Annotated in this window: 13 protein-coding genes; 5 read left to right on the top strand and 8 right to left on the bottom strand. The window is 64.1% G+C overall.

Annotated elements, in window-relative coordinates; genetic code table 11:
- Positions 1–22: 22 nt before the first annotated feature.
- The 7 genes from UP06_RS08680 to pqqA form a co-directional block, all read right to left on the bottom strand.
- Positions 23–700: a DUF4286 family protein gene (locus tag UP06_RS08680; protein WP_045002113.1), complete on the bottom strand. Its 678-nt coding sequence runs from the start codon at positions 698–700 to the stop codon at positions 23–25.
- Between the two features lie 12 nt (positions 701–712).
- Positions 713–1,699, bottom strand: a complete 987-nt coding sequence (pip, locus tag UP06_RS08685; RefSeq protein ID WP_045002114.1) for a prolyl aminopeptidase — start codon at positions 1,697–1,699, stop codon at positions 713–715.
- Positions 1,689–2,888, bottom strand: a complete 1,200-nt coding sequence (gene pqqE / locus UP06_RS08690) for a pyrroloquinoline quinone biosynthesis protein PqqE (protein ID WP_045002115.1) — start codon at positions 2,886–2,888, stop codon at positions 1,689–1,691. Before pqqE ends, pip begins: the two co-directional genes overlap by 11 nt.
- Positions 2,885–3,196 carry a pyrroloquinoline quinone biosynthesis peptide chaperone PqqD gene (pqqD, locus tag UP06_RS08695; protein ID WP_045002116.1) on the bottom strand — a complete coding sequence of 104 codons (312 nt, stop codon included), beginning with the start codon at positions 3,194–3,196 and terminating at the stop codon, positions 2,885–2,887. Before pqqD ends, pqqE begins: the two co-directional genes overlap by 4 nt.
- A 10-nt stretch (positions 3,197–3,206) precedes the next feature.
- The gene (gene pqqC, locus UP06_RS08700; RefSeq protein WP_045002117.1) at positions 3,207–3,986 is read right to left on the bottom strand and encodes a pyrroloquinoline-quinone synthase PqqC; all 780 of its coding nucleotides are present in this window, start codon (positions 3,984–3,986) and stop codon (positions 3,207–3,209) included.
- Positions 3,983–4,912 (bottom strand): pyrroloquinoline quinone biosynthesis protein PqqB, encoded by a 930-nt coding sequence (gene pqqB, locus UP06_RS08705; RefSeq protein ID WP_045002118.1) that lies wholly within the window; start codon positions 4,910–4,912, stop codon positions 3,983–3,985. The genes pqqC and pqqB overlap by 4 nt, the downstream gene beginning before the upstream one ends.
- Positions 4,913–5,045: 133 nt before the next feature.
- Entirely contained in the window at positions 5,046–5,126 is an 81-nt protein-coding gene (gene pqqA / locus UP06_RS08710; RefSeq protein ID WP_045002119.1) for a pyrroloquinoline quinone precursor peptide PqqA, read from the bottom strand.
- Between the two features lie 249 nt (positions 5,127–5,375).
- On the opposite strand from pqqA, the gene UP06_RS08715 reads away from it, so the two are divergent.
- The 5 genes from UP06_RS08715 to tarD all read left to right on the top strand — a co-directional run bounded on the left by UP06_RS08715 (position 5,376) and on the right by tarD (position 9,141).
- Positions 5,376–5,633 carry a DUF6894 family protein gene (locus tag UP06_RS08715; protein ID WP_045002120.1) on the top strand — a complete coding sequence of 86 codons (258 nt, stop codon included), beginning with the start codon at positions 5,376–5,378 and terminating at the stop codon, positions 5,631–5,633.
- Between the two features lie 80 nt (positions 5,634–5,713).
- Entirely contained in the window at positions 5,714–7,114 is a 1,401-nt protein-coding gene (locus UP06_RS08720; protein WP_045002251.1) for an amidase family protein, read from the top strand.
- Between the two features lie 2 nt (positions 7,115–7,116).
- Positions 7,117–7,593 carry a glutathione peroxidase gene (locus tag UP06_RS08725; protein WP_045002121.1) on the top strand — a complete coding sequence of 159 codons (477 nt, stop codon included), beginning with the start codon at positions 7,117–7,119 and terminating at the stop codon, positions 7,591–7,593.
- Positions 7,590–7,847, top strand: coding sequence for a DUF3297 family protein (locus tag UP06_RS08730; protein WP_082081306.1), 258 nt, complete (start codon positions 7,590–7,592; stop codon positions 7,845–7,847). Before UP06_RS08725 ends, UP06_RS08730 begins: the two co-directional genes overlap by 4 nt.
- A gap of 124 nt (positions 7,848–7,971) precedes the next feature.
- A complete protein-coding gene (tarD, locus tag UP06_RS08735; RefSeq protein ID WP_045002122.1) occupies positions 7,972–9,141 on the top strand; it encodes a D(-)-tartrate dehydratase in 1,170 nt (389 codons plus the stop codon).
- 185 nt (positions 9,142–9,326) lie between these two features.
- Here the strand turns inward: tarD and UP06_RS08740 are convergent, their stop codons facing one another.
- Positions 9,327–10,775, bottom strand: coding sequence for an MmgE/PrpD family protein (locus tag UP06_RS08740; protein ID WP_045002123.1), 1,449 nt, complete (start codon positions 10,773–10,775; stop codon positions 9,327–9,329).
- Positions 10,776–10,913: the final 138 nt, after the last annotated feature.

Raw genomic sequence — 10,913 nt, forward strand, 5'->3', positions numbered from 1 at the left:
TGTTGCGTTGCGTCCGGTTACTTTAGCTTCGCGCGATGTCGCTCTTCGCGAGGTCCCACATCAGGCTGTAGGTGCCGACCGAGACGGGCAGCGGGAAGGGCGCCGCAGTCGGGCCGGTGAAGCGCTCCGCGATCACGGCCGAGACCGCGCCGACATGCGTGCCGTCGATCAGCACGAACCAGTCGCGCGCGCCTTCGTTGCGCGCCGCCGGGATATCCGCCGTTGCACCCGATAGCTCCGGTTCGCTTTCGAGCAGATGCATCGAAATGATGCCCTCGCGCGTTTCCGGCGCCAGCTTTTCTTGCAGTGCGTCACGCCATGCGCCGGCATTGTCCGGTGTCGGCCGCAGCCGCACCAGGCCGAGCGCAGCGCCGCGACCGGTGCCGTTGCTGATGGTGATGCGTGCGACGACGCGCAGCATGTTCTTGAAATGCGCCATGGTCCGCCGCGACCATTCGGTCTGATTGGCGAGCCGCGCCCGGTAGGCGGGACTGTCGAGCACGTCCAGCGTCGCGGTCGAATACAGCGAGAGATATTTGGGGTTGGCGGCGTGCGCGACATAGCGCCGTGCCTCCAGAAAGCCTTCGATCGCAACGCGCTCTTCCAGATGCTCGCGATCATACCAGCGGTTGAAATCGGCCTCATCGGCTTCGTCGATGTTCATCGACGTCAGCAACATGCCTTTTCCGGCGAGCGGCATTTTCTTGTCCTTCTAGCGCGCGGCCTTCGACGCAAGATCGGCGATCGACTTCATGACCGCGTCCCGCACGCTGGCATCATAGAGCGAATGCCCGGCTTCTTCCACGATGCGAATCTCGGAACCCGGCCAAACTTTCGCCAACCGCTCGGATGTCTCAGGCGGGCACAACAGATCGTAGCGGCCCTGGATGATGATGCCGGGAATGCCATTGAGCTTCTCGGCGTTCCGCAGCAACTGGCTCTCGCTCATGAAGCTGTCGTTGACGAAGTAATGCGCTTCCATGAACGGTGTCGCCGGCAATGTGCGCCAGACGTTCAGCGAGGCGAGGTCAATTCGCGTCTTTGCGGGCTTGTGCTCGGAGAGCGCACGTTCGGTATCGTGCCAGGCCCGCGACGCCGGCCCATGCACGGCGGGGTCGGCATCGAGGATGCGGCGATAGTAAGCTTCGACCGGCCGCTCTCGTTCCTCGGGCGGCAGCACATTCAGAAAATCTTCGTACAGCGCCGGATAGAACTGCGCCAGGCGCGAGGTGAAAGCCGTCTCGACTTCCGCGCGCGTGCCCAAAAAGGTCGCGCGCAGCGCGATGCCGGAGACGCGCTCGGGATGGGCTTGCGCATACGCCAGCGCCAGCGTCGCGCCCCAGGAGCCGCCGACCACCATCCAGCGGTCGAAGCCGAATTTTTCACGGATCTTTTCCATGTCCGCGATGAGGTGCGCCGTCGTGTTGTGCGCGCGCGATCCCTTCGGCCGGCTGCGGCCGCAGCCGCGCTGGTCGAACAGCACCGCGCAGAAACGGTCGGGATCGAACAAGCGGCGATGATCGGGCTGGCAGCCGGAGCCGGGGCCGCCATGCAGATAGATTGCGGGGATGCCGTCGGGCCGGCCGACGCTCTCGACATAGAGCTCGTGGCCGTCGCCGACATCGAGCATGTCGGAGGTCAGCGGCGCAAACGGATCGGCGCGTTTGACTGAATTGGCCGCGTCGGCGTCAGGCGTCATTCCCGGATTCCAAAGTGCCGCCGGCGAAATTGCGATAGAGGAAACGGTTGGTCTCGCCCTCGGCCTCGCGCTCGGCCTGCTTGAAGATGGTCTCGTGCAGCGGTGACAGCGCACACGCCGGATCGGTGTTGGCGGCGTCGCCCGTCAGCGCAAAGGCCTGGCAGCGGCATCCGCCGAAATCGATCTCGCGGAATTCGCAAGACTTGCATGGCTCCTTCATCCAGCCGGTGCCGCGATAGCGGTTGAAGGCGTCGGAGTTCTGCCAGATCCAGGCGATCGAATGATTGGAGCGCACGGATTCGAAGTCGAGCCCGGTGATGCTCTCGGCGGCATGGCAGGGCAGCACCTTGCCGGCCGGCGAGATGTTGAAGAACTGCCGGCCCCAGCCGCCCATGCACTTCTTCGGCCGTAGCGCGTAATAATCCGGCACGACGTAATCGATTGTCAGCCGGCCCTTGAGCCGTTCGCGCGCCTCCTCGACGATGCGGGTGCATTCGTCGAGTTGTGCCACCGTCGGCATCAGCGCAGCGCGGTTCTTCAACGCCCAGCCATAATACTGCACATTGGCGACCTCGAGCCGGTCGGCGTCGAGATCGATCGACATCTGGATGATGTCGGGGAGCTGATGCAGGTTCTGCCGGTGCATCACCGCATTCACGGTGAGCGGCAAATCGAGCTCGCGCGTCCACTTCGCGACTTCGAGCTTCTTGCGATGCCCATTCTTGTAGCCGGCGACGCGATCGGCGAGGCCTTCTTCGACGCCCTGGAAACTGATCTGCACATGGCAGAGCCCGGCATCCGCGAGATCGCTGAGCTTGTCGCGCGTCAGCAGCACAGCCGAGGTGATCAGATTGGTGTAGAGCCCGGCGTCGCTGGCATGCTTGACCAGCTCGACCAGATCCTTGCGCGCGGTCGGCTCGCCGCCGGAGAAATGCACCTGGAGCACGCCGATCTCGGCGAGCTCGCTCAGCACCTTCTTCCATTCCTCGGTGGTCAGTTCCTTGCCGGAGCGGTCGAGCTCGACCGGGTTCGAGCAATACGGGCATTGCAGCGGGCAGCGATGGGTGATCTCGAGCAGCACGGCGAGCGGAATGCCAAAGGTCTCCGCCGTCGAGCGCTGCTTTTCGAGCACCGCGAGGCTGTCGCTGGCATCAGGCGGAATGCTGGGGTTGCCGAGCAGATCGCTCATGGCGTCTTCTCCCGGGCTTCGGTGAGGAAGCCCTTGTCGGCGAGGTCCTGGAGCATGCCGATGACATCAGTGAGGATTGCCTCGCGCGGCGCGGCGTATTTTGCCGCCAGTTGATCGGACACGTCGCCGACGCTGCGCTTGCCATCGCAGAGCTGCAAGACCTCGACCGCGATTTCGTCCGGCGCCAGCACGCGTTCCGGCGCCAGGATCACCCAGACCTTTCGCGTCTCGTCATATCTGAGTTTGGCGTGCCGCGGCAGCACCGGGCGGCTTGCCTCGCTGACGCTGATGTTCCGCGGCCCGGCCATCAATGGTTCCTCAGCTCGCTTTGGGCACGAACGCACCCGGCGGAATGTTGCCCTCGACATAGGCGTGATAGAGCGCGTCGAGTTGCACCCATAGCACGCTGGTCTTGAAGATCAGCGCATTGCAGACGGAGGCGCGTTGCTCCGGCGTCGTGGCATGTGCCTTGACATAGTCCAGCGCAAAGCCGGCATCGCGCGGTGCCTGCGCCAGCCGGCGCTTGAAGTAGCTCATGATATCAGGATTGACGAAGTCATAGTGCTCCAGCATGCCGGAGATGCGCTCTTCATGCAGGTTCGGCGCGAACAATTCGGTGAGCGAGGAGGCGATCGCCTCCAGCGGGCTCTTTTCGCGGCAGTAGTGGACATAGGCCTCCACCGCAAAGCGCGTCGCCGGCAGAATGCCTTCGGTAGATTCCACATAGGCCGTATCGAGCCCGAGGCCGTCGGTCAGCTTGAGCCAGCGCTCGATGCCGCCTTCGGAGCCGACATCGCCGTCATGGTCCTCGATACGGTGGCGCCATTCCAGCCGGGTGGCGCGATCGCGAAAGCGCGAGATCACCACCGCGTCCTTGATCGGGATCGTGCTCTGATAATAGTAGCGGTTGAGCGCCCAGGCCTGCACCTGACCCTTGTTCAGCTTGCCGCCGTGCAAGAGCTTATGGAACGGGTGTAGGCTGTGATAGCGCGTCGCACCGATGTGGCGCAGCGTTGCTTCCAGCTCCTCGGCCGAGTTGAGCCTGATGTCCTTGCCGATCGAGAGCGCGGTCATTCCAGTCATGGACGCGGCATTCACAGCACGATCTCCGTTCCGTCAGCGGGTATCTGCCAACCCGCCGCCTCAGTAGTCTTGCGCTCGGGCGAGCCGGGCAGCAATGCCGGGTTCGAGTTGTTGATATGCAGAAACATCTTCCTGTCGAGTGTGAGATCGGCGAGCCGCGCGATCGCGCCGTCGTCGCCGGACATCGCGACATGGCCCATGCTCTTGCCGGTCTTGTGGCCGAGGCCAGCTTTGATCATCTCGTCGTCGCGCCAGACCGTGCCGTCGAAGAACACCAGGGCTGCACCGTCGATCTCGGCCTTGAGCGCATCGGTCACCTCGGCGCAGGCGGCGATGAAATAGAAGCATTTGCCGGTCGACTTGTCGGTGATCTTCAGGCCCAGCGTGTCGCCATCGCCGGTCTCGCCGCCGGGATGCGCCTTGCCTTCGAGATACCAGGCCGACTTGCCGGGCACGGCGAACGGCTGCACCTCTAGTCCCGTACGCGCGCCGTCGGGCAGTCGCGGCTCGAACGGCTCGCTGATATCGATCGGCTGCCGCCGCACGTTCTTTTCGTTGAGCACGTTGAAGATGCTGTTGGCCTTGAGGATCGCCAGCACCTTCTCATGCGCGTAGACCGTGAACGGCGAGCCCTCGCGCATCGAGAGCAGGCCCGCCACCGCATCGACCTCGCCATTGGTCAAGATCACGCCGGCGATCGGCGTGTGGCGTAGCGCACCCGCCTTGGGGTGCAGCTGCGGCGTGGCATTCAATTGTTGACGCAGGTCGGGGGACGCATTGATCAGGAACCAGTGCTCGCCATCGCCACTGAAGGCGACCGAGGCCTGGGTCCGTTGAAGCTCATGGCCATTCGTACGGGCCGCCCGGCAGCCCTCGCAGCCGCAATTCCATTGCGGCACTCCGCCGCCGGCTGCAGCGCCCAGGACGACGACGCGAAGCATGATCCGTCTCCTGGAGGGAACGCCGCGAGGTGGATCTCAGGCCGACACAAATCCTGTCTTTCGGAAACGCATCGTGACCGAATAGGACTCGACCGAAAGAACCACCTGCGCTGAACGCGAACTCACCAACCGCTTACTTGCGGGTGGCGCTCACATACATGTTGATTTCCATGCCGCAGGGCACTTCGACGATCTTCGGGGTTTTCCAGGCCATTTTGGCTCTCCATTTTCGCGAACTGGGACGTGTACGCCCATGGGTTAAAAGTAATGCGGGCGGAAAAGTTCGCCAGTGAAATTTTCCCGAGAAGTCCATGTTGCGCCGCGAAAAATGCTAGTGGAACTTCACTTCTGACGACGCAGCCTTGCGCCCGGCGCATTCGGTCGCCAACCCTGTCCTGATAAAGCAGTTGTGAGTGCAGGACAGCTTTCAATCCGGTACAGGCGACCCAACTGGACCTCGGTGATGCCCAAATATTTCTTCAACACCCGTATCGGCGATGAATTGATCGTGGATCCCGAAGGCGAGGACCTGCGCAATCCCGATCGTGCCTGGGAGGTCGCCCGCCAGATGATCCTGGAGGTGCTGAGATCCGAGGGCACCCAGCCGGCGCTCATGGCGGCGGTGATCGAGGTCACCGACGTCGAAGGCGAGATCGTGCTGGAATTCCCCTTCACCGAGGCCCTGCTGGACGTCCCGGACCAATCCGCGACCCGGCACTAATCCCGGATTCGCCCCTGCGAAATCCGCATGGCTTTGCTGTGTTTCCGGCGCTAAAAGACGCCGGTTACACGGAGCAAGCCATGCAAGACCTCTGGCGCCTGTCGGCCGCCGACCTCGCTACCCTCGTCAAGTCCAAAAAGGTGTCGGCCAGGGAGGCCGCCAAGGCCGGCCTCGCCCGGCTCGATGCGGTCAATCCCCAGCTCAATGCGGTGATCGACCACCGGCCGGAGGACGTGCTCAAGCAGGCCGATGCCGTCGATGCGGCGATCGCGAGGGGAGAGGACCCCGGCGTGCTGGCCGGCGTGCCCGTCACCATCAAGGCCAATGTCGACCAGGAAGGCTTTGCCACCACCAACGGCCTGAAACTCCAGCGCGACCTGATCGCGCGCGAGGACAATCCGGTGGTTGCCAATTTCCGCAAAGCCGGCGCGGTTCTCCTTGGGCGCACCAATTGCCCGGCCTTCTCCTATCGCTGGTTCACCACCAATCTGGTCCATGGCGACACCAAGAACCCCCGCGATGCCGCGCTGACGCCGGGTGGCTCGTCCGGCGGCGCCGGCTCGGCTGTCGCGGCCGGCATTGGCCACATCGCCCACGGCACCGATATCGCCGGCTCGATCCGCTATCCCGCCTATGCCTGCGGCGTGCACGGCCTGCGCCCGACGCTCGGCCGCATCCCCGCCTTCAATCCGGCGCTCCCGGAGCGCCCGATCGGGCCGCAGATCATGGCGGTGTCGGGTCCGCTGGCGCGCACGGTCAACGATTTGCGCATTTCGCTCGCCGCGATGTCGGCGCGCGACGCGCGCGACCCCTGGTTTGTGCCGGCACCGCTGGAAGGCCCGGCGCGGCCGAAGCGCGCCGCGATCTGCCTCAATCCGGACGGCCTTGCGACCACGCCCGAGGTGAAGGCGGCCGTGACCGACGCCGGTAAGCGCCTGGAGCGCGCCGGCTGGACCGTTGAACTGATCGAGAACACGCCGCCGATGCGCGAAGCCGTCGAGTGGCAGGTCAAGCTCTGGCTCGGCGACGGCTATGAGGCGCAGCTTGAGATGGCCGAGCGCGAGGGTGATCCCGGCGCACTGGCGTGCCTGCGCGGCAACCGCGCCAAGGTCACGCCGTTCGACCAGGCGAATTACGCCAAGGCATTGACCCGCCGCGCCACGCTGACCCGCGACTGGATGCTGTTCTTCGAGCAATACGCCGTGGTGCTGACGCCGGTCTCCGGCGAACTGCCGTTCCCCGATCATCTCGACCGCAAGGACGAGGCGTCCTTCAAGCGCGTCTGGGAAGCGCAGCTGCCGCAGATCGCGACCCCGTTCATGGGATTGCCGGGCCTCGTGGTCTCGACCGGCCTCGTCGGCAAGGCGCCGGTCGGCGTGCATATCGTGTCCGGCCGTTATCGCGAGGATCTTTGTCTTCTCGCAGGCGAAGCGATCGAGGCGGGCGGCGTGCCGCCGTCGCCGATCGATCCCGTGGGTTAGCGATGTCGGCGATCTACGAATTCAAGGCCAACTCGCTCGCCGGCGACGAGGTCGCCCTGCGCCGCTTCGAGGGACAGGTGCTGCTGATCGTCAACACCGCGAGCAAATGCGGCTTCACGCCGCAATATCGCGGGCTCGAGGATTTGCACCGCGATCTGTCGCCGCGCGGCTTCTCGGTGCTGGGCTTTCCCTGCAACCAGTTTGGCGCGCAGGAGCCGGGGCAGGCGAGCGAGATCCAGTCGTTCTGCTCGACCCATTACGACGTCACCTTCCCGCTATTCGAGAAGGTCGACGTCAACGGCGCCAAGGCGCACCCTTTGTATGAGTATCTGAAACACCAGCAATCCGGACTGTTGGGTGCCTCCATCAAATGGAATTTTACAAAATTCCTGGTGGACCGTGCCGGCAAGGTGATCGCGCGCTATGCGCCGACCGCACGGCCCGAAGGATTGCGGCAGCAAATCGAGACCCTGTTATGAGCGAGACAATCATGAGCGACGAATTTCCCGACCGCCTGTCGGTCGATCCGAACAGCCCCTATCACAACGCGGAGATCCTGGCGCGCGACGTCGGCATCCGCTTCAAGGGCGTCGAGAAGACCAATGTCGAGGAGTACTGCATCAGCGAAGGCTGGGTCCGCGTCACCGCAGGCAATGCCAAGGATCGTCACGGCAATCCGCTGACCATCAAGGTGCATGGCCCGGTCGAGCCGTATTTCAGGGAGAAGAAGTAACCTCGGCGCGCACACTCTCTCCACTCGTCATTGCGAGCGAAGCGAAGCAATCCAGAATCTTTCCGCAGTGGCAGTCTGGATTGCTTCGCTGCGCTCGCAATGACGAAAGTGAAAGGCCAAGCCCATGTCTGTCCGCATCGTCGACGTCCGCGAGATCACAAAACCGATCTCATCGCCGATCCGCAACGCCTATATCGACTTCACCAAGATGACGACGAGCTTGGTCGCCGTCGTCACCGACGTGGTGCGCGACGGCAAGCGCGTGGTCGGCTACGGCTTCAACTCCAACGGCCGCTACGGGCAGGGCGGCCTGATCCGCGAGCGCTTTGCCTCGCGCATCCTCGAAGCCGATCCGAAGTCGCTCTTGAACGCGGCCGGCGACAATCTCGACCCCGACAAGGTCTGGGCCGCGATGATGACCAACGAGAAACCGGGCGGCCATGGCGAGCGCTCGGTCGCGGTCGGCACCATCGACATGGCGGTGTGGGATGCGGTGGCGAAGATCGCGGGCCGACCGCTGTTCCGGCTGCTTGCCGAACGCCACGGCCTCACGGCCAATCCGCGCGTCTTCGTCTACGCCGCCGGCGGCTACTATTATCCCGGCAAGGATCTTTCGATGCTGCGCGGCGAGATGCGCGGCTATCTCGATCGCGGCTACAACGTCGTGAAGATGAAGATCGGCGGCGCGCCGATCGAGGACGATCGCAGCCGCATCGAGGCGGTGCTGAAGGAGATCGGCAAGGACGCGCAGCTCGCGGTCGATGCCAACGGTCGCTTCGATCTCGAAACCGGCATCGCCTACGCCAAGATGCTGCGCGACTATCCCTTGTTCTGGTACGAGGAGGTCGGCGATCCCCTCGACTATGCACTCCAGTCCGCGCTCGCCGAGTTCTATCCGGGCCCGATGGCGACCGGTGAAAACCTGTTCAGCCACCAGGACGCCCGCAATTTGATCCGCTACGGCGGCATGCGCCCGGATCGCGACTGGCTGCAATTCGATTGCGCGCTGTCCTACGGCCTCTGCGAATATCAGCGCACGCTGGAGGTCTTGAAGACCCACGGCTGGTCACCAAGCCGCTGCATCCCGCATGGCGGCCACCAGATGTCACTCAACATCGCAGCCGGCTTAGGTCTCGGCGGCAATGAGAGCTATCCGGATTTGTTCCAGCCCTATGGCGGCTTTCCCGACGGCGTCCGCGTCGAGAACGGCCACATCACCATGCCGGATTTGCCGGGCATCGGGTTCGAGGGCAAGTCGGATCTCTACAAGGAAATGAAGGCGCTGGCGGAGTAGCGTTGGTCGTTGGAGTGCGACGACCGCGCCAAATACTCGCTGTCGTCCCGGCGAAGGCCGGGACCCATAACCCCAGGGAGAAGTTATGGCGCGAGCTGACAACTCCGAGTCTTCGTCAAACCACTTCCTGTGGTTATGGGTCCCGGCCTTCGCCGGGACGACAATGGAGTGAGCCGCGCGCAGCCTCACGCGCGTTGCAGCAACGGCCGCAGACCGCGGATGTCAGTCACCGCCTCAATCCCATACACCGACTTGATCAACTGCTCCGCCTTCTCGGCTCCCACCACCGGTGCGATCAAATCGCGCGCCTTGTCGATGACCTCTTCCCGCGTCATCGGGTTGCGCGGGGTGCCGCGGACGGCGGTGACGCGTTCGGAGAGGCGGGTGCCGTCGGCGAGCTCGATCTCGACGATAGCGACGCGCACGGGCAACAGTTTTGCCAGCTCCTCGTCGCGCACGAGATTCACCTTGGCGCGTTCCTTCAGCACGGCCGCATCCTGCATGCGCGGCTTGTCATGCGCGGCGTGGAACGACGCCGTCTTGTCGAGCAGCATCACCGCGACCATGTGCTGGAGGCAGATGTCGGGGATGTCGCGGTTATCAACGACCTCGGCGACGGATGGCGCAAGGCGCACCGTCACGCGCTTGACCTGATCGGCCTCGAACGCCTGCTTGCTGCGGATCGCATAGACCGCATCGAGCGGGCCCTGGATCGGCGAGCCCACGGTCCATTTCTTGATGTCGGTGCCCGCGATCTCGTAGCGCTCGCCGAGCTTTTCCACGAGTTTTGCCGTGACCGCCTTCGGCGCATAGGCCAGGAAGTAATTGTCCGGCCCTGAGAACACGTCGTCCACGCCGTTCCAGTCCGAGCGCACCAGCAGCGCCGCGGTCACGCCGTTGCGGGCCGGCATGCCGGCGAACACAAAACCCTTCTCGATATGGTCGACGTCGCGCCGCCACACGATGAAGCCGGAGGATTGCTGCGCGGCATAGTCGAGCACCCAGCGCATCCGGCGCGCGTCGAAGCCGGCGACGCAGGCCGCAGCAGCCGATGCGCAGAACGTGCCGGAAATGCTGTGCGTGCTCAGCGTGCTCTCATAGCTGAAATCGGCCCCGCCCATCGCCATCACCACGCGCGTGCCGACGTCGTAGCCGAGCGTTACCGCCCGCAGGAAATGCGCACCGTCGATGCCGAGGTGTTCACCGAGCGCAAGCGCCGCGGGGACGGTTGAAGAGGCGGGATGCGACCGCGACGGGCTGTGCGAATCGTCGGTCTCGTCGGCATGCGCCATGACGCCGTTGGCAAGTGCGGCCTCGATCGGCGATGCCGTGAGCGCCGTGCCGGCAACCGTCGATGTGCCCTGCGCAGCATTGGCGCGGATGTAGCGCTGCGCGGCTTGGCCGGGCGGCAGCTCCGATCCGGATATCATCGAGGCCAGCGTATCGAGAATGTGGTGTTTTGCGTGTTCGACGACGTCCGCCGGAAGCGCGCGGGTTTTCGCCGCGCTCATGTAGTCGCACAGCGCCGTCATCTCCGGGCCCGAGCCGGATCCTTCCGCGAAGCTGCGTGTGGACGAGAGCGAGAGGCTGGTTGCCGCCGCAGCGGTCAGGCCAAGAAAGTCGCGTCGTTTCATGGTGTCCCGTTCTTTGGTGCAGGAATTCGATGAAACGGATAGCGCTTATGATAGCCGCATGTCCAGCCGGCGAACTCTCCTTGAACATGACGCATCCACAATTGCGCTGTCATGCCCCGGCTTGACCGGGGCATCCAG

Origin of the sequence: Bradyrhizobium sp. LTSP857, assembly GCF_000938285.1 — a bacterium.
Classification (GTDB): Bacteria; Pseudomonadota; Alphaproteobacteria; order Rhizobiales; family Xanthobacteraceae; genus Bradyrhizobium.